Raw genomic sequence first — 26,401 nt, 5'->3', positions numbered from 1 at the left:
TTAATGAAAAAGAAAAAAGTGAAATCCTTCATACGATAGGCAAAAAAGCCCTTTGAGTAAAGGGTTTTTTATTTTTTATCTATGGAAATATAAACTTAATGTAATATTCTTGTTGACAATGATAATGAGATTCATTATCATTTATTATGTTAGCAATTGATAGTGATTATCAATTGAAATATATATAAGATAAGGGGATATTATTTTGAAAAAAAGTTATATTAAAGCTCTAGTAGTAGCAACAACATTAGCTATTCCATTTGCTGCGTATTCTACTCCAGCGTTAGCAGCAATAAAAATTGAAGCAAACCAGTCGGTAGCAGTAGCCAGTGATCGCACGTATGATACTGAGATTAAAATATATAAGGATCAAAAAGATGAGCCATCTATGGTTTCTCAGTACATAAAAAATCCTAAAGTAGCAATTGAAGATGGGAAAAAAATCGTTACTGTAACAATACAAGATAGCGATTATTTTCAATATCTTAGAATAGAAGATAGAAATCAACCTGGTGTATTTCATGATGTGAAAGTTCTGTCAGAAGATAAAAGAAAAAATGGAACGAAAGTAGTCCAATTTGAAATTGGCGAATTTGAGCAGAAGCACAATATGCAAATGCATATATTTATTCCGGCTATTGGATATGATCACAAATATCAAGTTCAATTTGAAATTAAAGATCCAACTGTAGGTGAAAAAGAAACAGAGAAACCAGATGATAACTCTAATTCAGGCAATACGGAAACAGATAATCCAGTTGATAATCAAAATATGATAACAGATAACAAATTAAGAGAACTTGTTAATAAAAAAGTATTTAATAGAAAAGATTTAAATACACCAATTACGAAAGAAGAGTTATTACAAGTAAAGGACTTGTTTTTAAACACGAATGAGATTCTGGATTATAGTGCATTAAAATATATGCCAAATTTAAAATCTTTAACAGTTGCGAATGCGAAGATAACAGATCCGTCGTTCTTTGCGAATTTAAAGCAATTAAATCATTTAGCTTTGCGTGGTAATGAATTTTCAGATGTAACACCACTTGTTAAGATGGAAAATTTAGAATCTCTTGATTTGAGTAATAATAAAATTACAAACGTTGCACCACTAATTGAAATGAAAAATGTAAAAAGTTTATATCTATCAGGCAACCAAATAGAAGATGTAACAGCATTAGCGAAAATGGAACAACTAGATTACTTGAATTTAGCAAATAATAAAATTACGGATGTTGCTCCATTAAGCGCATTGAAAAATGTAACATACTTAACTTTAGCAGGTAATCAAATTGAAGATATTAAACCGTTATATTCATTACCTTTAAAGGACTTAGTATTAACGCGTAATAAGGTTAAAGATTTATCGGGTATTGACCAAATGAATCAATTAAATAAATTATTTATCGGTAAAAATCAAATTGAAGATGTGACACCACTTGCTAAAATGACTCAGCTTACAGAATTAGATTTACCTAATAATGAGTTAAAGGATATTACTCCATTATCAAATCTAGTAAACTTACAAAAACTTGATTTAGAAGCAAATTATATTTCAGACTTATCGCCAGTTAGTAAGTTGAATAAGTTAGTATATTTAAGTTTTGTTGCAAATGAAATCCGCGATGTTAGACCAGTAATAGAACTAAGTAAGAAAGCTTATATTAATGTCCAAAACCAAAAAGTCTTTTTAGAGGATACAGAAGTAAATAAAGAAGTAAAAGTACCTATATACGAAAAAGACGGCGAGGTATCTACAAAAATTCGTCTGAAGAGTGATGGTGGTACGTATAGTAATGGTGTAGTGAAATGGAGTACACCAGGTGAGAAAGTATATGAATTTGGTGTGAAAGATCCATTTGCGGATACAGGAATCTTCTTCACAGGGTCTGTTATTCAAAATGTTGTAAATGAAAAAGTAGTGGAAGAAGTAATTGAATTTAAAGATGTGCCAAAGGGTCATTGGTCAGAAGAAGCAATTAACTATTTAGCGAAAGAAAAGTTATTTATAGGCTATGGAAATGGGCAATTTGGATTTGGTGACAACATTACTCGCGGGCAAGTAGCACTTCTAATACAAAGGTATTTAAAATTAGACACTGATTTAGAACAAAAAACGATGTTTACAGATACGAAAGGAAATATGTATGAAAAGGCTATTGATGCAGTGGTACAAGCTGGAATTATGACAGGATACGGTAATGATAAGTTCCGTCCAGATGGAGTATTAACTCGTTATGAAATGGCAGTGGTATTACAAAGAGTATTCCAGTTAAAGGAAAATGAAAATAGTGTAGAGAGCTTTAAAGATGTGCCATCTGGTCATTGGGCGGAAGGATATGTGAAAGCTTTAGTGGATAATAAAGTATCAAAAGGTGACGGCAAAGGTAATTTTTCAGGTGATGATTTCGTAACACGTGAACAATACGCACAATTTTTATATAACGCAATAATTAAATAACAAATGAGAAAAATACGTTATTCTTTAATAAGAAGAATAACGTATTTTTTATATGTACAAAATCAAATGCTAAATAGACAGGAGTGTTTACATGTGATAGGCCTATTTTTCCGATAGGTGCTGAAACCATATTGACAAAAAGGCATTCTCGTGTGATAATTCAATTAAATTTTTAGAATAATCAAAAAACATTCCTTTTATATAGAAAGGATTTGAATATTATATTAATATTACGCCGGGGGTGACGAAATGTTATTTTTTCTGAAAAAATGGAACGAATTAAAAGATGTGAAAGCAGAATTGGCACTTCGCGATTGGTTTTATGGTACGAAAATTAGTTTATCTATGTGTACGTCAAAAGAGCCATTAACATTTTTAGTGAATGTAGAGGGAAGAGATAAAGGGGTATTTTCTGAAGAAGATTTTATTGTCGTAAATTGCATGTGTGAGCCAGTATTTGAAAACGAAGAAAAACCAGCTATAGAGTCATTTATGCATGCGGATATTTATAAAAAAAGTAGTGCAGAATGCATTTTACAAGTACAGACTGTAGATAGTCATTTAATGTCAGAGCTATATGGGAAAGAAGGAGAAGTAACATTTGAAAAACGTAGTGTGGAACGTGTTTTTGGAAAAGACGGTATTACAGAAATGACAATTCCAATTGTAGAAGATGAAAAGAAATTCGCTAATTTATTAGAAAATAATGTTCCGAATTTTATTGAAGGTGGAGGAGTAGTCCTTGTTCATAATTACGGAATGATCGTGTGGGGGAAAACTCCAGAAGAAGCGAAAAAATGGTTGGAAGGTATAGAGTATTTAATGAACTATCACGTAAAGCTTTTAATGATAAAAGGGGCAAAAAGTTCTGTTATATAAAGATGTATTCACAGAGATTACCATCCCTTAAAAAAATGAAAGCGTTTTAAAAAGAGATTTTACTCATAAAATATAGGTCTCCTTATTATATATAGATTACATGTTGACATGTAAGGAGGAACATATTTTGCGAGTTAAATATCATTTTCTGCCAAAACAGCAGGTGACATTTTGCAAAACGAATGATTCTGGTGAAAAGGCGTTACAAATTATGAATGAAACGGGATTTCGCGCAATTCCTGTATTAGCAGAAAATGAGAAGGAATTCACGGGGATTATTTATAAAGTAGATCTTTTAGAAAAGAAGTGTAATAGCAGATTAGAGGATGTAAGTACAGAAGATGTACTGGAAAGTCCAAATTCGTTTATTTTTGAAAAGGATTCTTTTTTTAGAGCTTTTTACGTTATTCGTCGTCTCCCGTTTTTAGCGGTTTTAAATGAGTATAATGAATTTGTCGGCATTTTAACACATTCTAATGTATTTGATGTCATTGAGGATTCGTTCGGTATGCGGACGGGTGGTTATATATTAACAATTGCAACACAAGATTGTAAGGGAACAATTAAAGAACTTGGGACATTATTAAAAGCATATAATATCGGTGGACTGTTTACTCTTGATAACGGTGATCAATATATTCGCCGTGTTATCGTAAATATATCGGATGAGTTAAATGAAAAAAAATTAAAGCAATTAATTGAAAAGATAGAGAAAAAGGGATTCAGGGTGAGTCATGTAGATTATATTTAAGTTGAAAAGGAAAGGTACCTATCTGCTATGTGTAGATAGGTATCTTTTTTAGTGCAAGAAATGAATTTTATTTTGAAACAGAAGGTGGAGACAATGCTAAATCAGATAAAAAAATAAAGTCTGCATGCTCACGAATTTTAGGAATAGAAGTTTCGATAATACGTGATGTAATTTCACCTGGAGCCCCAACGTGTCCGATAGCTACCATAATGGGTTTGTCTTGGATTTTTTTTATGAGTAATTGTGCTTGTTTTGAAATGTGACTTACCGTATATACATCATCAAAAAATAATTGGTTTTCAATAATAGGAACGCCTAATTCTTTACCGATTTTTGGGACAACACTATTAGGGTTTGTTTTACTATCTAAATAAAATAAACCGTGCTTTTTACAGGCAGAAAGTATAAGACGTACAATTCTTTCATCAGCGGTTACTTTTGATCCCATATGATTGTTCATTCCTATTGCATGAGGTATTTCTTGAATTGCTTGTTCGAGTCGGTTGTTTATTTCTTCATCGCTTAAATCTGTTGTAATCGCTTTTGGTCCAAGCCACTCTTTTTTTCCTCTAATTGGTTCCATTGGCATATGTATAATAACTTCATGCCCTTTTTTATGGGCAGCTATTGCATCTTGTTTAGTAGAAGGAAGAAATGGCATAACAGCAACAGTGAGTGGAATAGGAAGTGATAACATCTTATCTGTGCCTTTCATATTATTGCCGAAATCATCGATGACAATAGCAACTTTATTCGTATGAGCGTTTGCTTGAATAGGAAAGAGGAAGAATGGTATGAACAGGGTGAAGATGAGAACTGTAATAGTATATTTGCGCATATAAATATTTCCTTTCTATTTTATCCCGCTATTTGCGGACAGTAAGACTCCCACCTCAAAATTTGGCTGGAATAAAGAAGTTAGGTGGAAAATCCACTGCCCGTAAACGCCCGATTGGTGAAGGCTAATAATTAGTGGGGATGGACAAAACCCCCACTGATTAAAGTTCACTTTATCAATCATCATTATGTTTTGCGTTTTTACATAAATTAAACAAAAAATGTCGAAGAAAAGTACATTGAAAATAGAGAATCCACTGTTTACGGAGTATTTACAAAAAAGAAGATGAAAAAAATGTCTATTATTGCGAATGTATTTACAAAGATAGAATAATTTGTAATAATTCTCAAAGTGAGGGTAAAGATTTGTAAATTACAGGAGAAAAATGTTAAATTTTCTGATTCTTCAATTTTAAATAGAATTAAGTGTTTAAAGGGCTAAAGTAGAAGAGGCGTTGAGAGTATGGAAGAAAAATAAGGGGGATATGAATGTTTACTGTAAAAAGGAAGTACACATTAGAAAAGCTTTCGCATGATATTCATATGAAACGTGAAGAAATGATTCATTTAGGATTAACAAGTGGGTTAAATAGTATGGAGACAATTCAAGTTAGTCAAGAATTGGACAAGCTTATCGTACAGTATCAGCGTTACAAAGAAAAACAAACACCGAAATGGTTTTCAATTATAAAGGTTCCTATTTTTCAAATTGGGTATGAAGGGAAATCAAACAATTTTTGGAGAATGTTTGTAGCTGGTTTTATGAAATAAGTATAATTACCCTTTTAGGATAAGGATAATTATACTATGTGTAATGGAATCTCTATATGAACTGTCGTTCCTTTGTTTTCTTTACTATCAATAAATATATGCCCATTGTACATCTCTACAATTCGTTTACATATAACAAGCCCAAGACCTGTTCCAGTATCTTTATTAGTAAAGAACGGATGAAAGAGGTGTTTTTGAATATGTTTAGGAATCCCTTTTCCAGTATCAATAATTTGCAAGTGTGCGTGTTTTTCGTTGTTTGTTACTACAATGGTTAATGTATCACCAGAAGCCATAGCTTCAATTGCATTTTTTGTAATGTTTAAAACCACTTGTTTCATATGGTCTTTTGAGCAACGTATATGAACAGGGTGGTCTGGCAAATGTAAATGAAATACAATGTTATGTAGATTCGCTTCAGATTGGATAATTAATGCTACCTCATTAAGAATCGTTCTTACATCATATGTTTGTTCAATGATGGCAGTTGGTTTTCCAAGAATAAGAAATTCGCTTACAATTTCATTAATTCGCTCTATTTCTTGTTCGATTACGGAAAAGTAGAACTGATCCTGTTCATCTTTATATTTCTCTTTTAACAGAGCAACGAGTCCTTTAATTCCAGTAAGAGGGTTACGGATTTCATGAGCTGTACTAGCTGCAAAAGTTCCAACCAATTCAATTTTTTGTAGTTCATTTTGTTGTCTTTCTAGTTTTGTTTGACGTTTTAATAACATATATTGAGCAAGTAAAAATAAAATAGACATTAAAAATAAAGTAGCTATACACTCTATTGAAACTAACTGGTATAAAGTTTGTTGATGAATAGGTAACGGAGAAACAGAGACTTTCCAATTTAATCTTTGGAGTGGGGTAGTAAGCATGTTAGAATGCCCATCGCTTGTTTCGTTATTATCATCGGTTAGAAAAACTACATCATGTTTATCAGTCACTTCGAAATGATATTGTGGTTTAATAGCATTTAAAGAGGCTGAAATGTAGTCAAAGCGTAAACTTGCTAATAATAAGCCTGAGAGTTCCTTTTGTCTATTAAATATTGGAGACGCAATCATAATAGCTTGATGTCCAAGAACGCGATCTGTAATAACTGATGATACAGTTGTTTTCTTAGATTGCAATGCATCTTGGATGTATTGGCGGTCAGAAACATCAATAGGCGGCGAATCGCCTTGGGATGCGAGTGTAATCATCCCATCTGTCGTAGCGTAATATAGACCGGAAAAACGTTCATCATTTCCATCGGTATCATGTACAATCTGTTTAATCCCATTGATGTTTCCAGTTTCGGTCCCTACGACTTTTGCGAGCATTTCTAAGGCAGATATAGCTTCACCAAGGTGATGGTCTAAATAGTCTCTATATAAAAAGAGAACAGTGTGAGCAGATAGTTTGTTTGCCTGTTTCATTTGATAAGTGTGATATGAAAAAAATGTGGCACCAATCCCTATCGTTGGCAGTATAACAAGCAGTATGTAAAAAACTATGCTTTGTAATTTGACTTTCAAATTTGGTACTCCTTCTTTTTTTATTATCATTATATATAAACTATGTTAAAATTGTCATGTTTTTATTCAAGAATCATTTGTATTACATTAGGGAAAGGAAAAGGAATGAGTGAATATTCATTCGGAAGTTGTAATGAGGTGCTACGTTGCTTTTCTTTTTGTTGCGGAGAATTTAAGTGAAGGGTTGAAATGGTATGACATCAAATAATGAGCGAGAAGACATTTCTCAATCTTTAAAAGTATTTATTGCATTATCCCGTGTACATCGTTCTGTTATGGATACTACAAATAAATCCATACAAAGTAACGGATTAAATCCAACTGAGTTTGCTGTATTAGAATTACTATATCATAAAGGAGGCCAACCACTTCAGCAAATCGGTGAGCGTATTTTAATAGCTAGTGGCAGCATTACATACGTTGTAGATAAGCTAGAGAAAAAAGGGCTTGTAAAACGAATTCCATGTCCAAATGACAGGCGTGTTATTTATGCACAATTAACGGAGTCTGGAGAGAGCTTTATTGCTTCTATTTTTCCAGGTCATGAGCAAGTTATATATCAGTCTTTTGAAATGTTAACGAAGGATGAGAAGGATGAATTACTCGAGCTATTGAAAAAAATTGGAAAGTATGAAAAATGATGATATGTTCCAAAGGAGCTTTGGATAAAGAAATCCAAGGCTTTTTTGTATGCATGTATTTATGATATCATCTACCGCATTTTGCTGAAGAATAAGAGGAGATTTGTAAGTAAGAATTGAATTATAATAATGATGCATATAATGGAGAGGGGGCTCGTTCATGTCATTTAAAGACTATGAATATAAACGGCCAAATATTGAAGAATTAAAAGGGAAATTTACTGTTGCTTTAGAGAAGTTTGATAACGCAAAAACTGTGGAAGAACAAAAACAAGTTATCAATTCAATTAACGAAATTCGTAATGACTTTGGTACAATGGGTAACCTTTGTTACATTCGTCATTCTGTTGATACGACAGATTCCTTTTATAAAGATGAGCAGGATTTCTTTGATGAATTCTCTCCAGTTGTACAAGGGTATGGTACAAAGTATTATAATGCGTTAATTCATTCTCCATTCCGCGAAGAATTAGAAGCGTATTATGGAAAGCAATTATTTGCTCTAGCTGAATGTGATTTAAAAACATATTCAGATGAAGTAGTGAAAGATTTACAATTAGAGAATAAATTGTCTTCACAATATACGCAGTTATTAGCATCTGCAAAAATTGACTTTGCAGGAGAAGAAAGAACGTTATCGCAACTTATTCCGTTTATGCAAGGAAAAGAAAGAAGTGAACGTAAAGCAGCAAGTGAAGCATACTACGGATTTTTAGCTGAGAACGAGGAAGAGTTAGATCGTATTTATGATGAGCTTGTTAAAGTGAGAACGAAAATCGCAAAAACACTTGGTTTTAAAAACTTTGTTGAATTAGGATATGCAAGAATGTATCGTACAGATTATAATGCTGAAATGGTAGCGAACTATCGTCAGCAAGTATTAGATTATATCGTTCCAGTTGCAACCGAGTTAAGAAATAGACAAAAAGCACGCATTGGTGTAGAAAAGCTCGCTTATTATGATGAAAACTTTGAGTTTGCTACAGGTAATCCAACTCCAAAAGGCGATGCCGATTGGATTATTAATCACGGGAAAACGATGTATAAAGAATTATCAGCTGAAACAGATGAGTTTTTTAATTTCATGCTCGATAATGATTTATTAGATTTAGTTGCGAAAAAAGGAAAAGCTGGTGGTGGATATTGTACATATATCGAGAATTATAAAGCGCCATTCATCTTCTCAAACTTTAATGGAACGTCTGGGGACATTGATGTATTAACACATGAAGCTGGTCATGCTTTCCAAGTATATGAAAGTCGTAAGTATGAAATTCCAGAATATAATTGGCCAACATATGAAGCATGTGAAATCCATTCAATGAGTATGGAATTCTTTACATGGCCATGGATGAAGTTATTCTTTGAAGAAGATGCGGATAAATATTATTTCTCACACTTAAGTTCAGCACTTCTATTTTTACCGTACGGTGTATCTGTAGATGAATATCAACATTATGTATATGAAAATCCAGAAGCATCGCCAGCAGAACGTAAGTCAGCATGGCGTAACATAGAGAAGAAGTATTTACCACATCGTGATTATGAAGATAATGATTATTTAGAGTGTGGTGGTTTCTGGCAACGTCAAGGTCATATTTATAGCTCACCTTTCTATTATATTGACTACACGTTAGCTCAAATTTGTGCACTGCAATTTTGGAAACGTGCAAGAGATAATAGACAAGAGGCTTGGGAAGATTATGTGAATCTTTGTCAACAAGGTGGAAGTAAATCATTCTTAGAATTAGTAGAAGTTGCAAATTTAACATCACCATTCGCTGAAGGGTGTGTAAAAAGTGTAATTACAGAAATTGAAGCGTGGTTACGTGCTGTTGACGACACAAAATTGTAAAAAAACATGCACTTTTTTCCTATGTTTAACATCGACATAATAGAAAAATGATGAGATAATAAAAGAAAATTCAGAATTATTTTAGGGGTGTTTCTAATGGGGAGCGCCCCTTTTCACCAACAAAAGGGGGGAAAGCACTATGCTTCAATCTAATATGGATGTTAGTTTAGAAACTTTAGTCCACTCATTACAGTCTACACGAAGCACGCTGTTATCAGAAATTGAAATGTTAAATGATACGGAGGTGAATGTAAAGCCACGCCGTGATAAATGGAGTATTATTCAAATTTTGCATCATTTGCATTTAGTTGAACAGTCTGTCACATCTGCCCTTGTATATGCTTTGCAAAAAAAAGAAAGAAAACTTGCTCCATTTAAAGACCTCCAACTTACGCTTGATCGCACACATAAAAGGGAAGCTCCTCAACAAATGAAACCAACAGAAACATTAATGAAAAAACTGCAAGGAATTCAATTACTAGAACATTCACGACAAGAATTATTACATGCCCTTCATAGTGTAATAGATGAAAAAGAATTATTTGAAAATGGATTAAAACATCCTATTTTTAATGATTTGAATTTATATCAATGGGTTCAATTTCTAGATTTACACGAACAAAGACATCTTACACAGCTAAAAGAAGCGAAACATGCAATTTTACAGCGTTAAAATGAAAGAAGTGGGGAACCGCTTCTTTTCTTTTTTACTCATGCATAGTTTTCTTTCTCATTTTGGAATACTACATGGAGAAAAGAAAAGAAGGAGTTGAAAAGCATGTCAAAGAAAAAGAGAGAAGAAGAGCGCGCCTGGAAAGCTCGGAAAGAAAATCAAAAGCCACATGGGAAAGTGAAAGCTTTTGCAGAATTAGTTGAAGGAACAGAAAAAACGTGATGAAGTTCATCACGTTTTTTGTATGAGTGGGAAAGTTAATAAGAAGGTTGTACCTGTCCCTTTTTCGCTTATAATATCAATCTTTCCATCCATTGCTTGAATGACGCTGAAGACGACCATCATTCCGAGTCCGGTCCCTTTTTCTTTCGTTGAGTAGAAAGGTGATCCAAGGCGTTTTATTTGTTCTTGATCCATACCAACTCCTGTATCTTTTATATATAATTGTATATGTTTATGGGCTGGAACTAATGTAAGAATAAGGTCGCCACCTGTAGGCATAGCCTCAATACAATTTTTAAAAATATTTAATAAACATTGGTTCAGCTTTTGCTTTTCGCCAGCGATAAAGAAAGATGTACTTTGTTTTATATAATTTATACGAACATTTGCTAAATTGGCGAGAGGTGTGATCAAAGACAACGCATGAAGTAATTCTTCCTCTACTTGTAATTGTTGTTCTTTTTCAATACTCGGTTTTGCAAAAGTTAAGTAGTCTGTAAGAACGTGATTTGCTTGTTCGATACCATTAATGGCTATGTCGATATATAATTTTCGTTCTTTCTCAGAACATGCATCTGACTGTAAAAGTTGTAAAAAACCTTTCGTTGCAGTTAAAGGATTACGAATTTCATGAGAGATAGAAGCTGCCATTTCGCCGATTAAATGAAATTTCTCAGCGTTCATAAGTTCATTTTGGAGACGAACTTGCATTTGTAATATGTGTAGTAAATATAAAATAAGGATCGTACCAATCATCGTACATAGTTCGTACACAATGATATGTGGTATATAATCTGCCTCATTTGTAACACTTGCAAGGAAAAATGGTATCCAACCAAATCCATAAGTAAGACTGTAAAAAATAGCAAGTGTTATTTTTATATGATTAGAACTTCGATTAAAAAATTTGTATGTTAATAGTAGAACAATAAATAGGAGAATAGAAGCGATAAAGGATGGAAACGCACCTATTCCTCCCAATAAAAAGCGATAAATGTTTAATACAGCTAAAATAGAACCACCAGCAATAGGCCCTCCCGTTAACGTGCCGACAATTAATACGATATGTCGCATGTCGAACTGAAAACCATTATTTGTTTTTGCTGCGAAAGTGATACATAGTATGGTAGCGAGGCAACACAATACAATAAATATGGCTGAATTTAATTTAGGAGATCGTTTCCCTTTCTGATTCCAAAATAAATGATATACGAGCATTGTAACGAGAATAGATAATATATTTAAAAAGAGGTAAATAATAAAGAGTTCCAGTGGGATGCCTCCTCTCTTCTAACATTAAATTAATCATACTATAAAATGAAATAAATGAAATGCGAAATAGCGGAAAAAATCAGAAATTTTTTCTGGTAGTATACAATATGTTACAATAATCTTTGTCAATGAAAGAAGAAATTCCGTGCACTGCATGGGAGAGGTTCGCGAACTCCCTCTATAAAAAACTATGGAAACAACAATATCATTAGGTATTGTTTTGTTTTTTTATTGTGACAGTTCAAGAACGTTCTTTCTTCTTATTCGTAGTAGAGAAGGAGAATGAGTGAAATGAAAAAAGAAAAAGCAGTTGTTGTTTTTAGTGGTGGACAAGATAGTACAACATGTTTATTTTGGGCGATACAGCAGTTTGAAGAAGTGGAAGCTGTAACATTTAACTACAATCAACGTCATAAATTAGAAATTGATTGTGCAGTGGAAATTGCGAAAGAGCTAGGAATTAAACATACGATACTAGATATGAGCCTATTAAATCAACTTGCTCCAAATGCGTTAACGAGAACGGATATGGAGATTACACATGAAGAAGGTGAATTGCCATCAACATTTGTAGATGGACGAAATTTACTATTTTTATCATTTGCGGCTGTATTAGCAAAACAAGTTGGAGCACGTCATATTGTAACGGGTGTATGTGAAACTGATTTCAGTGGTTATCCAGATTGTCGTGACGTGTTTGTGAAATCATTAAACGTTACATTAAATTTATCTATGGATTATCCGTTTGTTATTCATACACCACTTATGTGGATTGATAAAGCAGAGACATGGAAATTATCGGATGAACTTGGAGCATTTGAGTTTGTTAGAGAAAAAACATTAACATGTTATAACGGAATCATTGGTGATGGTTGCGGTGAATGTCCAGCATGTCAACTTCGTAAAGCGGGATTAGATACGTATCTACAAGAACGCGAAGGAGCGAGCAACTAATGGATAACTTTTTTGGATTTCGCATCGTAGAAAATTTGCAAAAAATGGACAAGGATATTCAGCGTGAACAACTCAAATATCATAATAAAAGAGTAATGGTCAGCAAGGAATTTACATTTGACGCAGCGCACCATTTACACTGCTATGAAGGGAAATGTAAAAATTTACATGGACACACATATAAAGTTGTATTTGGAATTAGCGGATATGTAAATGAAATAGGCCTTGCAATTGACTTTGGAGATATAAAAGAGATTTGGAAAAATGAAATAGAAATTTATTTAGATCATCGTTATTTAAACGAAACATTGCCAGAAATGAATACGACTGCTGAAAATATGGTCGTTTGGATTTATGAAAAGATGGCAGAAGCATTAACGAAAGATAATCGTGCGAACGAATATAAGGGAGCTCGTGTTGAATTTGTTCGTCTTTTTGAGACGCCGACTAGTTATGCGGAAGTAAGACGGGAGTGGATGCTCGATGAGTAAAATCCCCGTCTTAGAAATATTTGGTCCAACCATTCAAGGAGAAGGGATGGTTGTAGGACAAAAGACAATGTTTATCCGTACAGCGGGCTGTGATTATAGCTGTGCTTGGTGTGATTCTGCTTTTACATGGGATGGATCGGCCAAAGAGCAAATTAAACAAATGACACCGGAAGACATTTGGAATGAGCTTGTAGAAATTGGTGGAGAAAATTTTTCTCATGTTACGATTTCGGGTGGAAATCCTGTTTTGCTGAAAAATATGCAATTTCTTCTTTCTATATTAAAGGAGAATGGAATGCGAACAGCGGTAGAAACACAAGGGAGTAAATGGCAAGATTGGTTGCTTCAAATTGATGAGGTAACGATTTCTCCAAAACCACCAAGCTCAACTATGAAAACAGATTTTCAGATGTTAGATTCTGTTATTCATAAACTAGCAGGGAAAGATTTTAGTTTAAAAGTAGTAGTATTCGATGATCAAGATTTTGAATATGCAGTTAAGATGCACGAGCGTTATCCGAATGTACCATTTTTCTTACAAGTAGGGAATGATGATACGAAAACAGTGGATGATGCGGTGCTTATAAAAAAACTATTAGAAAAATATGAGTGGCTTATTGAAAAAGCTGTGAATTGTAAAGAAATGAATGATGCGAAAGTACTGCCTCAGCTTCATGCGTTAGTATGGGGAAATAAACGAGGGGTATAATGAGAAGGGATGTTTAAAATGGCAGGAAGATTAGATGAAGATTTAAAAGATGTAACATTATTAGGAAATCAAAATACAAAATATTTATTTGAATATAGCCCGGAAATTTTAGAGGTATTTGATAATAACCATCCAAACCGTGATTACTTTGTAAAATTCAATTGTCCTGAATTTACAAGTTTATGTCCGAAAACAGGACAACCAGATTTTGCAACAATTTATATTAGCTACATTCCAGAACAAAGAATGGTAGAGAGTAAATCTTTAAAGCTATATTTATTTAGCTTCCGAAATCATGGTGACTTCCACGAAGATTGCATGAACGTTATTATGAATGATTTAATTAAATTAATGGATCCACGCTATATTGAGGTATGGGGGAAATTTACACCACGTGGTGGTATTTCAATCGATCCTTACTGTAACTACGGCCGCCCAGGAACTAAGTATGAGAAAATGGCAGACTACCGCATGATGAATCACGATTTATATCCAGAAAAGATCGATAATCGTTAATATAGAAAGAAAGGATCTGTATGATATACAGATCCTTTCTTTCTATTATATTATGCATGTTGATTAATGACAGTATAGTTTTTATGGCTTACAACTGTAAGAGGTTCCATATCTAGTTCTCTAAAATTCTCCATAATTGTTATATCAACAATAACGGAGTTTTGATTTACCTTTTGAACACGGCCTTGCATTCCACCTTTAAATTCAATGATATCTCCAGTTTCTGCGATCTGCATAAGCAACTCTCCTTGTTCCAGTTTTCCCAAAAAAAGAATAATTTGGGCTTTTTTATTTCTTCTTATTTTGAACTATATTTACTACTTTGTAAATGTTTCCAAAGTAAAAATTCGAAAAATATTCACTTTTTGTAAGAAAATATGTAAAAAATATTGTTTAGGAGAAGAATGATGAAAATGCATACATCTTTATACGGGAGTATAATAAAAGATACAATGACCTACTAAAGTGGGAGAAATTAGGGGCTGGAAAATGATGTTTGAAATTGTGGGGAGCTTTATAGCGATTTTATTATTTTTATTTTCATATATACAGTTGAAGAAAGTGCGTCATCATGAAACAACTACATATTTTGATGGACTGGATGGTGTGCACACTTCGATAACACATGATAGTGGTGGGGATATATAACTTTCTTTTTATGCATGGTATGATGGCAAGAAGAAATAGTACGTAATATAGTTCGTAAGTGATGAATGGGGAGTGGAAAGAATGCGAATTTCTTTTATTCGTCATGGTCGTTTGGACAGTACTATAGAGCCAAGGACAATTATTTCATTTCGTGAATGGATGAAGCAATATGATTTAGGGACTACAGTAAAAGAAACTCCTATACCAATTGAAACAATTGAGGCGATTGAATCAGCGAAACTGGTTGTAACGAGTGATCAAAGGCGCGCTGTACAGTCAGCGGCTGAGTTATTGGATTCCCTATCTTTTGTGCAAAATCCTCTTTTTAGGGAAGCTGAAGTTCCAACGAGTTTTTATGCTCCAAAATGGTTGAAATGTAAACCGAATGTATGGATGTTTATTGGACGTACACGATGGATAGTTGGTTATAGTAAAGAGGTTGAGTCTTATAAGGAAGTACGAGAAAGAGCAAGGCAAGCCGCTAATATGTTGCACCGCTATGCGCTCGTACATGGACATATTGCCCTTGTAGGTCATAGTTATTTTAATGCGATGCTTGGGACTGAACTGAGGGCAATGGGGTGGTCTGGTTCGCCTATTTTTCATAGGAAGCCATGGGGATGTACAACGTATACATTTCATGAGGCGATGGATGGAAATGTATTAAATACAAAATTAATTTAAAAGAGGCTGTCCCTTTGGCAGCCTCTTTCTCTACATAACAAGTAAAAAAAGAATTGTCCTTTTAAGATATAGAAACCAATGACCGTAATGGTTTTATTAGATGGGCATACGGTTCACCGACGAGCATAACGGTTTTATCTTCTTTGTAACCAAGTTTTTCATATAGTGAAAAAGCGCGTTTGTTTTCTAAATTAACAAGTAAGGCGATTTTTTCATGCCCTTTTTCAGTTGCATGAAGTTCAGCTGCATCGATTAATTTAGAGCCAATACCACGTCCACTGTACATACTTGAAACTGACAACGTGTCAATATAATACTCATCAAGTTCAGCTTCTTTTTCTAACGTAATGGATTCATCTTCATGTAGTTCTCTTAAGTAGTGTATGATTGGTGCATCAAGTTGTTCAGCGTCACTACCGTGATAAACGACAATAACCCCAACTACCTTTCCACCTTGTTCAGCCACTAAACAGTTTTCATAGCTCAATCGATTATTTTCTTTTACGAACCATGTTTCAAGTCCTAGTATTACTTTTGCTTCAACTGTGCTACCTGTGATTTTTTCAGCAATTTCGTGCAGAGCGTTATACAATAAAGGTGCTACTTCTACCGCATCTGTCTTTTTTGCTTTCCGAATCATAGTATCCCTCCTAGTTCTAAATATATATTGTAGCATAAAATAAAATATCAAACAGTGATTTGGAACTTTGTTATACAGGGTATCAAAAAGTTTGATATAGAGAAGTAGCTATGTTAGTATATGATATTTAGTGCGAATATAATAAAGTGATATAGATATAAAAATAATGAAAGTGAATTACATAATAGTAACGGGATAATTTTACCGTTGTCGACCTATAGAAGATGCGATAGAATAAAATATTGCAGAGAGGTGAAATACATGGATAAACAATTAGCAAATACAATTTTGGATCAGCTGAAAAATGATGAAATAAAGGAGTATGTTGCGACGAAAGATGTATTTTATACGTTCAGAGAAGTTGTTGTAAATCGAGAAGATTTTAAACATATTATCGGGAACGCACAGCGCGGTGGACAGGTAATTTATACATATTCAGAAACACCACGTTCATAAATAGAAGGTAAAGGAGAGGAGAATTATGGGGGATTTTAAACAAGGCATATTGCCACATTGGGATTATATGTGGAAAGATAGAGCTGGGAATAGGTTTATGGGAATGGTTATGTATCCAGAGAAACGAAAATGTTCAGCAAAAATGCTTCAGAAAATAAAAAGGGCGTATGAACAAGCAGTAGAAATTAAAGTAACGGTACAAGTTCAACATACATATCAGTACGTAGAAGGAATGATCGTATACTTTGATGAAGAAGCTCCTGTATGTACAATGCTCGATAAAGATGAGAATCCACATCATATATTTGTAAGAGATATTTTGCGTATTGAGCACCCTGAATAATTTTTTTCATAAATAAATTGAAGTTCCATAATAATAATCTTTTTCTATAATAGTTATCTTTTAGTATGTAACGAGGAACGAAAGAATATGTATAATATTTAATAAAGTAAAATTGATAAATGTAATCGTTTGTTAGAACAGATTATCGTTTAATATCTGTTCTTTTTTGCGTGATGCTGGAGAAATATATTACTCCAGCATTTACTGTTTTATGACAAAAAATATTGGTAACTTTTTTAAAAATAAGGTTAAATTCGTTGACAACTTTTTTGAAAAGCACTTTATTGACATGAGTTTTAGAATGTTGTTTCATAGTCTTTGTATTGAAAAAAATCGACGGTCATGTCGAAAAGTAAAAGTTAAAAAAAGAAAGAATTTATACATATATCTTGTGTCTTATTTTGAAACGTAATACAATATATAGAGAAATCAAGAAACGACATACAGAGAATATAGATTGGAGAGGGAGGGTCGGAAATGTTAGTTGCATATGATTCTATGACAGGAAACGTGAAGCGTTTCATTCACAAATTAAATATGCCGGCCGTTCAAATTGATGAAGCTCTAGTATTAGATGAAGACTTTATTCTTATTACGTATACAACAGGTTTTGGAAATGTACCGGAACGTGTTTTAGACTTTTTAGAACGCAATAATGAAAAATTAAAAGGCGTATCTGCAAGTGGCAATCGTAATTGGGGAGACATGTTTGGTGCAAGTGCTGACAAAATCTCTACTAAATATGAAGTGCCTATTGTATCAAAATTTGAGTTATCTGGAACAAATAATGATGTAGAATATTTTAAAGAAAGGGTGCGGGAGATTGCGACACATTGAACTGAATAATGAAATCACGCAAATGCAGGACGGTTTTTATCAGCTTCATAAAGATAAAGAGGCATTAGAAGTCTTTATGGAAGAAGCTAGAGAGAATACCGTTCATTTTAATAGCGTGGCAGAGCGAATGGAGTATATGAAAGAACATGATTACTATTACAACGTTCTGGACGAGTATAGCTTGGAGGAAGTAGAAGGAGTTTATAACATCGCTTATGGTGAAAACTTCGAGTTCCAATCTTATATGGCAGCATCTAAGTTCTATAAAGATTATGCGTTAAAAACGAATGATCAAAAACAATACTTAGAAAGCTATGAAGATCGTGTAGCAATTGTGTCATTATACTTAGGACGCGGTGATGTTGCGAAGGCAAAACACTTCGCAAGCATGATTGTAAAACAAAACTACCAACCAGCGACACCAACCTTTTTAAATGCGGGACGAAGCAGAAGAGGAGAAATGGTGTCTTGTTTCTTGTTAGAGATGGATGATAGCTTAAATTCAATCGGCTTTAACATTAATACTGCAATGCAATTATCGAAAATCGGTGGTGGAGTAGCTTTAAACTTATCTAAGCTACGTGCACGTGGTGAGCAAATTAAAGGTATTGATAACGCCGCAAGTGGTGTAGTACCTGTTATGAAATTACTTGAAGATTCGTTTTCGTATGCGAATCAGTTGGGTTAACTTTATGGCTCAACTATAAAACCAGGTCAATTGCTGGAACGCCTGAGTATATCAAGGTAGGATACTACGAAGAAATTACGTAGCGAACCCTGAAAATCCAAGATTGCAGGAAATCAGCAGCCGAGCTCCTAAATTTATTAGATAAGGAGAAGGTTCAACGACCAAGTGGCTATGTAGGTGACTAAGTAGCTCGAACCTGGCTTCTCAAAACAACCAAATTCAAAGGGTGTATACATTTATTATAGTTTATGCCATATTCATGTGCATCAAACATATGATAAATGGTTAAATGAAGAATTTGGCGAGAAGAAGATATGGTCTGAACTCTATAGCGATATAGAGAGGATAGCAGAAATGACTATCCCCCATACGTTTTGACGATATGGAGTAACAATATGCAACGAAAAGGTGCAGGTGCAGTATACTTAAACATTTTCCATTGGGATATTATTGAATTCCTTGATACCAAAAAAATAAATGCCGATGAGAAGAGCCGTATTCAGTCTCTATCAATCGGAATTATCGTTCCAAGTAAGTTCTTTGAGCTTGCTGAGAAAAACGAACCTTTCCATGTTTTCGCGCCTTATACAGTATTTAAAGAGTGCGGAAAACATTTAGATGATATAGATATCGACGAAATGTACGATGAATTAATGAGCAATCCGAAAGTGAAGAAGAAGCCACTAGATATTAGTGCGCGTGATATGCTTATTAAAATTGCTATGATTCAGCTTGAGTCTGGTTACCCATACTTAATGTTTAAATCAAATGCAAATAACCAGCATCCACTGAAGGATATTGGAACTGTGAAGATGTCGAACTTATGTACAGAAATCTTCCAGCTACAAGAAACTTCTGAAATAAATGATTACGGTACAGAAGACATTATCCGCCGTGATATTAACTGTAACTTAGGATCGTTAAATATCGTAAACGTAATGGAAAATAAAGAAATTCGTGAAGCAGTTCATGCGGGAATGGAAGCTTTAACAGCTGTTTCTGATATGACGATCATTCCGAATGCCCCAACTGTGAAAAAAGCAAATGATGAGCTTCATTCAGTTGGACTTGGAGCAATGAACTTACATGGATATTTAGCAAAAAATAAAATCGCTTATGAAAGTGCTGAAGCGAAAGAATTCGCTCGTACATTCTTTATGATGTTAAATTACTACTCGATTGAGAAAAGTATGGAGATCGCTAAAGAAAAAGGCGAAACATTTAAAGACTTCGATAAGTCTGATTATGCAAACGGCACATACTTTGAAAAGTATGAAACGACAGATTACAGCCCAGTAACTGAAAAAATTCAGCAATTATTTGAAGGAATTCATATTCCAACAAAAGAAGATTGGACAAGTTTAAAAGAGCAAGTACAGAAGAATGGTTTATACAACTCATATCGTCTTGCAATCGCTCCGACACAATCGATCAGTTACGTTCAAAATGCAACTTCAAGCGTAATGCCAATCGTAAGTCAAATTGAATCAAGAACGTATGCGAATGCGACAACATATTATCCAATGCCGTATTTATCAAAAGATACGTTTTGGTACTATAAATCTTCTTATGATATGAATCAGTTTAAATTAATTGATTTAATCGCAGAAGTTCAAGAACATATTGACCAAGGAATTAGTACAATTCTTTATGTTAATAGTGATATTTCAACACGTGAGTTAGCACGTTACTACATTTATGCACATAAAAAAGGCTTGAAGAGTCTTTATTATACGAGAACACGTAAATTAAGCGTGGAAGAGTGCGTGGCTTGTACCGTTTAATATAAAAAGTGAGACATTATGAGCAGGGTTTTTCTGAACCCTGCTCATGCTTAGTTATCAATTTTTTATGTTTATTTAGAGAAGGGGCGATTTAATGCGTGCGGTAAACTGGAACAAAAAAGAAGATGATTTTAGTTTAATGTTTTGGAAGCAAAACATCGCTCAGTTTTGGACAGAAGAAGAAATCGCAGTGTCTTCTGACAAAAATACTTGGGCACAATTATCAAAAGAAGAGCAAATTGCTTATAAGCGTGTATTAGGTGGTTTAACACTTTTAGATACGAAACAAGGTGGCGAAGGGATGCCTCTTGTACTTGTTCATCTTGAAAATTTACAAGCGAAAAGTGTATTAGCTTTCATGGGCGCTATGGAAGAAGTACATGCGAAGAGTTACAGTCATATTTTCACAACATTAGCTACTGAAGAAGAAATTGATGATATTTTTGAATGGGTAGATAACCATCCATTACTTGAGAAAAAAGCTGGTATTGTTACTAGTTACTATCGTCGCTTATTAAAGCCTGAAGTAACGAAAAAAGAGTTATACATGGCAATGGTAGCAAGTGTGTTCTTAGAAAGTTACTTATTCTATAGTGGATTCTTCTATCCACTTTACTTAGCGGGTCAAGGTAAATTGACGGCAAGTGGTGAGATTATTAACCTAATAATTCGTGACGAGTCAATTCACGGCGTATTCGTTGGTATTTTAGCACAACAAATCTTCACAGAACTTTCTGCAGAAGAGCAACAAGAAGTACAAACGGAAACGCAAGAGTTATTAATGGAACTGTATGAAATTGAATTGGCATATACAGAAGAAATTTACACTTCTATCGGTCTTGTAGAGGATGTAAATCGTTTCGTTCGTTACAATGCGAATAAAGGACTTATGAACTTAGGACTTGAGCCGAAGTTTGAGGAAGAAGAAATTAACCCAATCGTTTTAAATGGTTTACGTACAGATACGAAAAACCATGACTTCTTCTCTGTAAAAGGAAATGGTTACGTAAAAGCAACGAATGTTGAAAAGTTAGCAGACGATGACTTCGTATTCAATTTTTAATATAGTGTTATAGAAAAAGCTGTCTTTATAGAAAAGACAGCTTTTTTGCTATGAATAGTTTACATAATGTTATTATTCCATGGAAATATTTTAATCTTGTAAAAGCCCAATTTTTGAGGAAGTGGGAATGAAAAAACAAGGATTAAAGTTTTATTTTTCATATTTAGTCGTATGAGAGATTGAATAACTTATGTCAAAATGAATAAAAAATGAGAAGAAATGAGGTCTAATTCCACCTATACGTTCTTTTTAATATTGAATTTTTAAACTCTAGAAATTTTGGCTTGAAAATTGCATGAATATTTAAAAAGAAACAAAAAGGGAGGTAATACTCGGTGTGATATACGGTCATTTGAAAACGCTTCCTTTTGATTGTCGATTTTTAAATGGAAATTAGATAGAGAAAATAGGAGGAATGATAGGTGGGGAAAGTAGTTGGTTTAAAACGTTCATTAGGGCTTTGGTCAATTGTTATGCTAGGGGTCGGGTATATGACACCGATGGTTGGATTTGACACATTTGGAATCGTTTCTGAAAAAACGGGTGGTCATGTTCCAGGAGCTTATCTTATTGCATTAGCGGGGATGTTGTTTACCGCTGCAAGCTACGGAAAAATGGTAAAGGCTTTTCCTACCGCAGGATCTGCTTATACGTATACACAGAAGACAATTAGTGCAAGGCTTGGGTTTCTTGTTGGATGGTCCGCGTTATTGGATTATTTGTTTCTACCAATGGTGAACGCACTATTAACGAGAATTTATATGTCAGCATTTTTCCCAAGTGTTCCTAGTTGGGTATGGGTCATTGGCTTTGTTCTCCTGGTTACATTAATAAATATGATTAGCGTAAATGTTACTGCTAATTTCAATACGTTCTTAGTAATATTTCAAGTGTTAGTAATGGCCGTATTTGTTTTTCTAGTTATAAAAGGCTTATTAGCGGGAGAGGGAACAGGAGAAGTTTTTTCCATTCAGCCGTTTTTTCAATCAGATATACAAATATCACCGTTAGTTGCAGGTGCAACAATTCTTTGTTTCTCATTTTTAGGTTTTGATGCAGTAACTACATTTTCAGAAGAGACACCAAACGCCAAAAAAACAATTCCTCGAGCTATTTTTCTTACTGCTTTAATCGGCGGAGTTTTATTCATTACTACAACGTATTTTACACAATCTATTTTTCCAGATACATCTGTATTTAAAAATCAAGAATCAGCATCCCCAGAAATTGCGCTATATGTTGGCGGGAAATTATTTCAAGCTTTCTTTTTAGTAGGAACCCTTATGGGGACACTTGCGTCTGGTTTAGCTTCTCATACAAGTGTATCCAGGTTATTATACGTAATGGGGCGAGATAATGTAATTCCGAAGAAAATATTCGGATACATTCATCCTCGCTGGAGAACCCCAGTATATAATATTATTTTTGTAGGAATTATTTCGCTCTTCGCTATATTCATTGATTTAGAAACAGCAGCATCTCTTATTAACTTCGGAGCGCTTATTGCATTTACATTTGTTAATTTGTCTGTAATTTCTTACTATATAATCAAGCAAAAAAGATATAAGACGATAAAAGATTTCTTAAATTACTTAGTTATGCCTATTTTGGGTGCTGCTACTGTAGCCGTACTATGGTTTAATCTCAATATCCATTCACTTATTTTGGGACTTTGCTGGGCTGCTATTGGAATTGGGTACCTTCTATATGTTACAAATATGTTCCGTTCAGCTCCTCCGCAAATGCATTTTGAAGAAGCACAGGAAATATAAAGTGTGGGGGGTGTTCATCCCCCTCCGATTATTAGCCCTCACCAATCGGGCGTTTACGGGCAGCGGGGCTCCCACCTAACTTCTTTGCTCCAGCCGAATTTTGAGGTGGGAGTTTTACTGCCCACAAATAGCGGGATAAAAAAGAAAAAGACATCGGGAATGAATCCGATGTTTTTTTCTTTGAAGATTGGGCAACCATGCAGTATTGCATAATTCATTCAACGGTTCATAAGGAAGAGAGGCAAGTCTAGGGAGTATGGCTGATAAATGATGATCAATATAGTATTTTCATTTGGCACAATTATTGCTTTGTACAATTAGTAAAAATATAAAAGCGGGGTGTTTTCAGTCACAAAGGTTAGAAGAACAATATTAATAGAATAAAAGAAAGGGATGATTGATTATGTATTATGATATTATTACGAGTCCGTGTTATGGAATAATTGAAAAAGTGTCTATCGATAAGGATTCTCGAATTTATGAATGGGAGCCATTATTCGCTATTAAAGATATGAATGGTAAACTGGAAGTAATTAAGATGGGATGTAGTGGAGAAGTTCAATCTTTAGAAGTAGAAGCGGGAGATAAAGTAATTCCAGGTATGGTATTAGCTTATATTCAAGAAGACCTTTTCGTTAGTGGTAGTGATTAATGATAGAACAATGAGGAAGATGGAGGCGTTCATCTTCCTTTTTTATTTTCAGATTAATTAAAAAAATCTGTATTTAATGATACAATACAAATTATATAGTTCAAAGGAGGAATAGCAGCATGTTTTCCATTGCTCATAAAAAAATTAGACCTATTGTTTCTCTACCTATCGATCAATCTGAAAAGGAATGGAATATAGATGTTGAAAATATAAAAGAATCTTTTCTATTTTTAAAAAGAGAAGAGAAATTATTTGCATACGTTCATGTGAAGGATCTGCTATCAAATAGTAAGGGATTAACTGCTAAGGTATTGCTTTCAAATGCTGTTTCACTAGATACAATATGTCATCTTAGTAAAGATATTTCTTTAACAGCTCTTTTTCAAATTATTGGAGCGCCGATTGCAATAGTAAAAAATGAAATGGATGAGCTAACAGGATATATAAGAAGAGAGGATGTTTTTGCAGAACTATTTAAACAAGAAAATCAGAGTGTTGATATATTAAAAATTATTTTAACGTCTATTCCAATGGGGATTTTTGTAGTAGATCGTGAAAAGAAAATTGTAAATTGTAATGAGTCTGGTTTGAAGATGATTAAATCGACTCCTGAAAAAGTTATGAATGTACCAGCAAAACTGATTTTTAACGAAGAGCACATTAATAACGTATTTACAACGGGAAAAACGATCTTGAATCAATTACAAATCACAAATGAGATGGGTGTATTAGTTGACTATAGTCCAATTCCAAACTTTGATCAAAGTATTGAAGGAATGGTTATTATTGTGCAAGATTTGCCGATGGTCGAGGACATGGCGATGGAAATTGAATATATAAAGGATTTAAATGAAGATTTACATGCAATCTTGTCTAGTATTTATGATGAAATATTAGTTGTTAATCATAAAGGGGAATTAATTCGTTATAGTGAAACTGTTATCAATGATTTTTGGGGGAGTAGTTTGAAAGACCTTTTAGGAAAAAATCTTTTAGAATTAGAAAATAAAGGATTATTCAGTCCTTCTGTTACGCGATTAGTGTTGGAAAAACAAAAAAAGGTATCAGTTGTACAAGAAACAAAAAGCGGAAGAAAAATATTAGCAGTTGGAAACCCTGTATTTAATGAAAACGGAGAGCTTCATCGTATTATTATTGCCTCAAGGGATATTACCGAAGCAACGAGATTGAAGACGGAATTACATGAAATAAAGAAGATATCAGAGCAATATAAGAAGGAGTTAGATGACTTTAAAAATAAAGATCGTTTTCTTAAGAAGCTTATTTACTGTAGTCCGAAAATGGAGCAAATTATTAACCAAGCTAAAAAAATAGCAGATTTTTCTTCCAATGTTCTTATTTCTGGAGAATCTGGCGTCGGAAAAGAAGTAATTGCTCAGGCAATTCATCAACTTGGAAACCGATCTTCAAAGCCATTTTTAAAATTAAATTGTGGTGCAATTCCAGAAACTTTGTTAGAAAGTGAACTATTTGGTTATACGAAAGGTGCTTTTACAGGAGCCGATAAAAATGGAAAAGAAGGATATTTTAAGCGGGCGGATCAAGGTATTTTATTTTTAGATGAAATTGGAGAAATGCCTTTACATTTGCAAGTGAAATTGCTTAGAGTCCTACAGGAACAAGAAGTAATTCCTATTGGAAGTACAATCCCTACGAAAATAAATGTACAAATTATTGCTGCTACAAATAAGAGCCTTGAAAAGATGGTCGAATCTGGAACATTCCGTGAAGATTTGTTTTATCGGCTAAATGTAATTCCACTGCGAGTTCCTTCTTTACGAGAGCGAATGGAAGATGTTCCGGTACTTGCCTTTCATTTCTTACAACAGTTAAATGAAAAATATAATAAAAATTATCATTTAACTCCAGATGCACTTAATTTACTAGAGTTCTATTCATGGCCAGGAAATGTCCGTGAATTACAAAATATGATTGAACGTTTAGTAGTATCAGCAGACGATCCAGTAATTGAAGCGGAGTTTGTTAGTAAGTTTTTAACACCCGGTTATGACTTTAATAAATCAAAACCAGTTATTACAAGAGTATTACCATTACAAGAAGCACTACATTCTGTAGAAGAACAATTGATTTTGCTTGCAATGAAGCAGTATAAAACAACGACTAAGGCTGCAAAAGCTCTTGGAATCAGCCAATCTTCAGTGAGTCGTAAATATCAAAAGATTGTTAGTGAAAAAGAGATAGCGGCTGATATCATCTCATATTCCTAAAAAAGGAGAAGGTCACATAGACTT

The 26,401-nt window shown here is 33.8% G+C and carries 27 protein-coding genes, 2 pseudogenes and 1 riboswitch; of the genes and pseudogenes, 23 read left to right on the top strand and 6 right to left on the bottom strand.

Annotation, left to right across the window (positions count from 1 at the left end; translation table 11 throughout):
• Positions 1-205: 205 nt before the first annotated feature.
• The 3 genes from MHH66_RS19770 (at position 206) to cbpA (ending at position 4,094) form a co-directional block, all read left to right on the top strand.
• Positions 206-2,464: an NEAT domain-containing leucine-rich repeat protein gene (locus MHH66_RS19770; protein WP_078184149.1), complete on the top strand. Its 2,259-nt coding sequence runs from the start codon at positions 206-208 to the stop codon at positions 2,462-2,464.
• A gap of 249 nt (positions 2,465-2,713) precedes the next feature.
• Positions 2,714-3,343 carry a class II aldolase/adducin family protein gene (locus MHH66_RS19765; protein WP_002011549.1) on the top strand — a complete coding sequence of 210 codons (630 nt, stop codon included), beginning with the start codon at positions 2,714-2,716 and terminating at the stop codon, positions 3,341-3,343.
• A gap of 127 nt (positions 3,344-3,470) precedes the next feature.
• Positions 3,471-4,094 carry a cyclic di-AMP binding protein CbpA gene (gene cbpA / locus MHH66_RS19760; protein ID WP_002086818.1) on the top strand — a complete coding sequence of 208 codons (624 nt, stop codon included), beginning with the start codon at positions 3,471-3,473 and terminating at the stop codon, positions 4,092-4,094.
• A 67-nt stretch (positions 4,095-4,161) separates the two neighbouring features.
• Here cbpA and MHH66_RS19755 read toward each other — a convergent pair whose 3' ends face one another.
• Entirely contained in the window at positions 4,162-4,932 is a 771-nt protein-coding gene (locus MHH66_RS19755; protein WP_002011545.1) for a divergent polysaccharide deacetylase family protein, read from the bottom strand.
• Positions 4,933-5,420: 488 nt separating this feature from the next.
• Between MHH66_RS19755 and MHH66_RS19750 the strand changes: the two genes are divergently transcribed.
• Positions 5,421-5,702 (top strand): aspartyl-phosphate phosphatase Spo0E family protein, encoded by a 282-nt coding sequence (locus tag MHH66_RS19750; RefSeq protein ID WP_002011543.1) that lies wholly within the window; start codon positions 5,421-5,423, stop codon positions 5,700-5,702.
• Positions 5,703-5,731: 29 nt separating this feature from the next.
• Here the strand turns inward: MHH66_RS19750 and MHH66_RS19745 are convergent, their stop codons facing one another.
• Positions 5,732-7,228 (bottom strand): DUF3149 domain-containing protein, encoded by a 1,497-nt coding sequence (locus MHH66_RS19745; RefSeq protein ID WP_061675919.1) that lies wholly within the window; start codon positions 7,226-7,228, stop codon positions 5,732-5,734.
• Positions 7,229-7,422: 194 nt separating this feature from the next.
• Here MHH66_RS19745 and MHH66_RS19740 point away from each other — a divergent pair, with 194 nt between their 5' ends.
• From MHH66_RS19740 to MHH66_RS19725, 4 genes are all read left to right on the top strand, one after another.
• The gene (locus MHH66_RS19740; RefSeq protein ID WP_002011538.1) at positions 7,423-7,869 is read left to right on the top strand and encodes a MarR family winged helix-turn-helix transcriptional regulator; all 447 of its coding nucleotides are present in this window, start codon (positions 7,423-7,425) and stop codon (positions 7,867-7,869) included.
• Positions 7,870-8,029: 160 nt separating this feature from the next.
• Positions 8,030-9,724 (top strand): M3 family oligoendopeptidase, encoded by a 1,695-nt coding sequence (locus tag MHH66_RS19735; RefSeq protein WP_078184150.1) that lies wholly within the window; start codon positions 8,030-8,032, stop codon positions 9,722-9,724.
• 139 nt (positions 9,725-9,863) lie between these two features.
• Positions 9,864-10,397 (top strand): DinB family protein, encoded by a 534-nt coding sequence (locus MHH66_RS19730; protein ID WP_002030551.1) that lies wholly within the window; start codon positions 9,864-9,866, stop codon positions 10,395-10,397.
• 105 nt (positions 10,398-10,502) lie between these two features.
• Positions 10,503-10,619, top strand: a complete 117-nt coding sequence (locus MHH66_RS19725) for a DUF6254 family protein (protein WP_000038354.1) — start codon at positions 10,503-10,505, stop codon at positions 10,617-10,619.
• A gap of 9 nt (positions 10,620-10,628) precedes the next feature.
• Here the strand turns inward: MHH66_RS19725 and MHH66_RS19720 are convergent, their stop codons facing one another.
• On the bottom strand, positions 10,629-11,837 hold the full coding sequence (locus MHH66_RS19720) for an ATP-binding protein (protein ID WP_063217419.1): 1,209 nt from the start codon (positions 11,835-11,837) through the stop codon (positions 10,629-10,631).
• A gap of 208 nt (positions 11,838-12,045) precedes the next feature.
• Positions 12,046-12,089, top strand: a riboswitch (PreQ1 riboswitch).
• Positions 12,090-12,182: 93 nt separating this feature from the next.
• On the opposite strand from MHH66_RS19720, the gene queC reads away from it, so the two are divergent.
• From queC to queF, 4 genes are read left to right on the top strand one after another with little or no spacing between them, the layout of a single operon-like run.
• Positions 12,183-12,845 (top strand): 7-cyano-7-deazaguanine synthase QueC, encoded by a 663-nt coding sequence (gene queC, locus MHH66_RS19715; protein WP_002168840.1) that lies wholly within the window; start codon positions 12,183-12,185, stop codon positions 12,843-12,845.
• The gene (queD, locus tag MHH66_RS19710) at positions 12,845-13,336 is read left to right on the top strand and encodes a 6-carboxytetrahydropterin synthase QueD (protein WP_002011526.1); all 492 of its coding nucleotides are present in this window, start codon (positions 12,845-12,847) and stop codon (positions 13,334-13,336) included. Before queC ends, queD begins: the two co-directional genes overlap by 1 nt.
• Positions 13,329-14,045: a 7-carboxy-7-deazaguanine synthase QueE gene (gene queE, locus MHH66_RS19705; RefSeq protein ID WP_063217420.1), complete on the top strand. Its 717-nt coding sequence runs from the start codon at positions 13,329-13,331 to the stop codon at positions 14,043-14,045. The genes queD and queE overlap by 8 nt, the downstream gene beginning before the upstream one ends.
• A gap of 18 nt (positions 14,046-14,063) precedes the next feature.
• Positions 14,064-14,561 carry a preQ(1) synthase gene (gene queF / locus MHH66_RS19700; protein ID WP_002086808.1) on the top strand — a complete coding sequence of 166 codons (498 nt, stop codon included), beginning with the start codon at positions 14,064-14,066 and terminating at the stop codon, positions 14,559-14,561.
• A gap of 50 nt (positions 14,562-14,611) precedes the next feature.
• Here queF and MHH66_RS19695 read toward each other — a convergent pair whose 3' ends face one another.
• Positions 14,612-14,797, bottom strand: a complete 186-nt coding sequence (locus MHH66_RS19695) for a YkvS family protein (protein WP_002064385.1) — start codon at positions 14,795-14,797, stop codon at positions 14,612-14,614.
• 253 nt (positions 14,798-15,050) lie between these two features.
• Here MHH66_RS19695 and MHH66_RS19690 point away from each other — a divergent pair, with 253 nt between their 5' ends.
• Entirely contained in the window at positions 15,051-15,209 is a 159-nt protein-coding gene (locus MHH66_RS19690) for a hypothetical protein (protein WP_002086806.1), read from the top strand.
• A gap of 81 nt (positions 15,210-15,290) precedes the next feature.
• A complete protein-coding gene (locus tag MHH66_RS19685) occupies positions 15,291-15,893 on the top strand; it encodes a histidine phosphatase family protein (RefSeq protein ID WP_078184151.1) in 603 nt (200 codons plus the stop codon).
• Positions 15,894-15,954: 61 nt separating this feature from the next.
• Here the strand turns inward: MHH66_RS19685 and MHH66_RS19680 are convergent, their stop codons facing one another.
• Positions 15,955-16,533: a GNAT family N-acetyltransferase gene (locus MHH66_RS19680; protein ID WP_002011516.1), complete on the bottom strand. Its 579-nt coding sequence runs from the start codon at positions 16,531-16,533 to the stop codon at positions 15,955-15,957.
• A gap of 261 nt (positions 16,534-16,794) precedes the next feature.
• Here MHH66_RS19680 and MHH66_RS19675 point away from each other — a divergent pair, with 261 nt between their 5' ends.
• The 7 genes and pseudogenes from MHH66_RS19675 (at position 16,795) to MHH66_RS19645 (ending at position 23,476) form a co-directional block, all read left to right on the top strand.
• Positions 16,795-16,989: a hypothetical protein gene (locus MHH66_RS19675; protein ID WP_002011514.1), complete on the top strand. Its 195-nt coding sequence runs from the start codon at positions 16,795-16,797 to the stop codon at positions 16,987-16,989.
• 25 nt (positions 16,990-17,014) lie between these two features.
• Positions 17,015-17,332 (top strand): hypothetical protein, encoded by a 318-nt coding sequence (locus MHH66_RS19670; RefSeq protein WP_002011512.1) that lies wholly within the window; start codon positions 17,015-17,017, stop codon positions 17,330-17,332.
• A 477-nt stretch (positions 17,333-17,809) separates the two neighbouring features.
• On the top strand, positions 17,810-18,169 hold the full coding sequence (gene nrdI / locus MHH66_RS19665) for a class Ib ribonucleoside-diphosphate reductase assembly flavoprotein NrdI (RefSeq protein WP_000959445.1): 360 nt from the start codon (positions 17,810-17,812) through the stop codon (positions 18,167-18,169).
• Positions 18,156-18,854 (top strand): annotated as a pseudogene (locus MHH66_RS19660) (ribonucleotide reductase N-terminal alpha domain-containing protein); the annotation flags it as partial. The gene nrdI and the pseudogene MHH66_RS19660, both read left to right, overlap by 14 nt.
• Before the next feature lie 401 nt (positions 18,855-19,255).
• Positions 19,256-20,641: pseudogene (locus MHH66_RS19655) on the top strand (ribonucleoside-diphosphate reductase subunit alpha); the annotation flags it as partial.
• A 94-nt stretch (positions 20,642-20,735) separates the two neighbouring features.
• Positions 20,736-21,704, top strand: coding sequence for a class 1b ribonucleoside-diphosphate reductase subunit beta (nrdF, locus tag MHH66_RS19650; protein ID WP_002011508.1), 969 nt, complete (start codon positions 20,736-20,738; stop codon positions 21,702-21,704).
• A gap of 422 nt (positions 21,705-22,126) precedes the next feature.
• Positions 22,127-23,476 carry an APC family permease gene (locus MHH66_RS19645; RefSeq protein ID WP_063219082.1) on the top strand — a complete coding sequence of 450 codons (1,350 nt, stop codon included), beginning with the start codon at positions 22,127-22,129 and terminating at the stop codon, positions 23,474-23,476.
• A 53-nt stretch (positions 23,477-23,529) separates the two neighbouring features.
• Here MHH66_RS19645 and MHH66_RS19640 read toward each other — a convergent pair whose 3' ends face one another.
• Positions 23,530-23,694, bottom strand: a complete 165-nt coding sequence (locus tag MHH66_RS19640; RefSeq protein WP_340867139.1) for a hypothetical protein — start codon at positions 23,692-23,694, stop codon at positions 23,530-23,532.
• A 185-nt stretch (positions 23,695-23,879) separates the two neighbouring features.
• Here MHH66_RS19640 and MHH66_RS19635 point away from each other — a divergent pair, with 185 nt between their 5' ends.
• Both MHH66_RS19635 and MHH66_RS19630 read left to right on the top strand, forming a co-directional pair.
• Positions 23,880-24,128, top strand: a complete 249-nt coding sequence (locus MHH66_RS19635; RefSeq protein ID WP_002011502.1) for a hypothetical protein — start codon at positions 23,880-23,882, stop codon at positions 24,126-24,128.
• 119 nt (positions 24,129-24,247) lie between these two features.
• Complete coding sequence (locus MHH66_RS19630; protein WP_078184153.1) at positions 24,248-26,377, top strand: sigma 54-interacting transcriptional regulator; 2,130 nt, start codon at positions 24,248-24,250, stop codon at positions 26,375-26,377.
• The last annotated feature ends 24 nt before the right edge of the window (positions 26,378-26,401 follow it).

The organism is Bacillus sp. FSL H8-0492, assembly GCF_038006145.1.
Classification (GTDB): Bacteria; Bacillota; Bacilli; order Bacillales; family Bacillaceae_G; genus Bacillus_A; species Bacillus_A mycoides.
Note: the sequence above shows the minus strand (reverse complement) of the source record. Positions and strands in the feature narration are given on the sequence as shown.

Coding starts and splice junctions, on each gene's coding strand:
- MHH66_RS19765 (WP_002011549.1), top strand. CDS start 2,714: ATGTTATTTTTTCTGAAAAAATGGAACGAATTAAAAGATGTGAAAGCA.
- MHH66_RS19755 (WP_002011545.1), bottom strand. CDS start 4,932: ATGCGCAAATATACTATTACAGTTCTCATCTTCACCCTGTTCATACCA.
- MHH66_RS19750 (WP_002011543.1), top strand. CDS start 5,421: ATGTTTACTGTAAAAAGGAAGTACACATTAGAAAAGCTTTCGCATGAT.
- MHH66_RS19740 (WP_002011538.1), top strand. CDS start 7,423: ATGACATCAAATAATGAGCGAGAAGACATTTCTCAATCTTTAAAAGTA.
- MHH66_RS19735 (WP_078184150.1), top strand. CDS start 8,030: ATGTCATTTAAAGACTATGAATATAAACGGCCAAATATTGAAGAATTA.
- MHH66_RS19730 (WP_002030551.1), top strand. CDS start 9,864: ATGCTTCAATCTAATATGGATGTTAGTTTAGAAACTTTAGTCCACTCA.
- MHH66_RS19725 (WP_000038354.1), top strand. CDS start 10,503: ATGTCAAAGAAAAAGAGAGAAGAAGAGCGCGCCTGGAAAGCTCGGAAA.
- MHH66_RS19720 (WP_063217419.1), bottom strand. CDS start 11,837: ATGCTCGTATATCATTTATTTTGGAATCAGAAAGGGAAACGATCTCCT.
- queC (WP_002168840.1), top strand. CDS start 12,183: ATGAAAAAAGAAAAAGCAGTTGTTGTTTTTAGTGGTGGACAAGATAGT.
- queD (WP_002011526.1), top strand. CDS start 12,845: ATGGATAACTTTTTTGGATTTCGCATCGTAGAAAATTTGCAAAAAATG.
- queE (WP_063217420.1), top strand. CDS start 13,329: ATGAGTAAAATCCCCGTCTTAGAAATATTTGGTCCAACCATTCAAGGA.
- queF (WP_002086808.1), top strand. CDS start 14,064: ATGGCAGGAAGATTAGATGAAGATTTAAAAGATGTAACATTATTAGGA.
- MHH66_RS19695 (WP_002064385.1), bottom strand. CDS start 14,797: ATGCAGATCGCAGAAACTGGAGATATCATTGAATTTAAAGGTGGAATG.
- MHH66_RS19690 (WP_002086806.1), top strand. CDS start 15,051: ATGATGTTTGAAATTGTGGGGAGCTTTATAGCGATTTTATTATTTTTA.
- MHH66_RS19685 (WP_078184151.1), top strand. CDS start 15,291: ATGCGAATTTCTTTTATTCGTCATGGTCGTTTGGACAGTACTATAGAG.
- MHH66_RS19680 (WP_002011516.1), bottom strand. CDS start 16,533: ATGATTCGGAAAGCAAAAAAGACAGATGCGGTAGAAGTAGCACCTTTA.
- MHH66_RS19675 (WP_002011514.1), top strand. CDS start 16,795: ATGGATAAACAATTAGCAAATACAATTTTGGATCAGCTGAAAAATGAT.
- MHH66_RS19670 (WP_002011512.1), top strand. CDS start 17,015: ATGGGGGATTTTAAACAAGGCATATTGCCACATTGGGATTATATGTGG.
- nrdI (WP_000959445.1), top strand. CDS start 17,810: ATGTTAGTTGCATATGATTCTATGACAGGAAACGTGAAGCGTTTCATT.
- nrdF (WP_002011508.1), top strand. CDS start 20,736: ATGCGTGCGGTAAACTGGAACAAAAAAGAAGATGATTTTAGTTTAATG.
- MHH66_RS19640 (WP_340867139.1), bottom strand. CDS start 23,694: ATGAATTATGCAATACTGCATGGTTGCCCAATCTTCAAAGAAAAAAAC.
- MHH66_RS19635 (WP_002011502.1), top strand. CDS start 23,880: ATGTATTATGATATTATTACGAGTCCGTGTTATGGAATAATTGAAAAA.
- MHH66_RS19630 (WP_078184153.1), top strand. CDS start 24,248: ATGTTTTCCATTGCTCATAAAAAAATTAGACCTATTGTTTCTCTACCT.